This is a genomic window from Streptomyces narbonensis, assembly GCF_014649015.1.
GTDB lineage: Bacteria > Actinomycetota > Actinomycetes > Streptomycetales > Streptomycetaceae > Streptomyces > Streptomyces narbonensis.
Map to the genome: position 1 here is coordinate 1 of NZ_BMSF01000163.1, position 593 is coordinate 593.

Annotated in this window: 1 protein-coding gene; it reads right to left on the reverse strand. The window is 75.7% G+C overall.

Features of this window, described 5'->3' with window-relative positions:
• Positions 1–593, reverse strand: a 593-nt coding sequence (locus IE124_RS34355) for a beta-ketoacyl reductase (protein WP_189514035.1), incomplete at both ends; no start/stop codon positions are given.

Genomic DNA, 593 nt, shown 5'->3' on the forward strand with positions numbered 1-593 from the left:
GGTGCGCATGGCGTCGGTGTCGGCGACGTCGCAGGCGGCGAGGGTGACTCGGGCCCCGAGTGCGCGGAGTTCGTCGGTGAGTTCGGTGGCTCCGGGTGCCTGGTCGCCGCTGCGGCTGATGAGGAGGAGGTGTTCGGCGCCGTGCTGGGCGAGCCGGCGGGCGGTGTGGCTGCCGAGGGCGCCGGTGCCGCCGGTGACGAGGATGGTGCCGTGGGGCTGCCAGTCGCGGGCGGGTCGGCGTCCGTGGAGGGGGGCGCGAGCGAGGCGGCGGGCGTGAAGTCCGCTGGTGCGGATGGCGATCTGGTCTTCGCCGGTGCTGCCGGCGAGGACGGTCATGAGGTGGGTGAGGGCGGTGGCGTCGGGCTGTGCGGGGAGGTCGACGAGGCCGGCCCAGCGTTCGGGGTGTTCGAGGGCGACGACCCGGCCGAGGCCCCAGAGCATGGCCCGGTGGGGGTCGGCGGGGACGTCGTCGTGCCCGACGGAGACCGCGCCGGAGGTGACGGACCACTGCGGTGCGCCGATTCCGGCGTCGCCGAGCGCCTGCACCCAGGCGACCTGCGGCACGAGCCCGTCGAGGAGCGAGACGACACCGG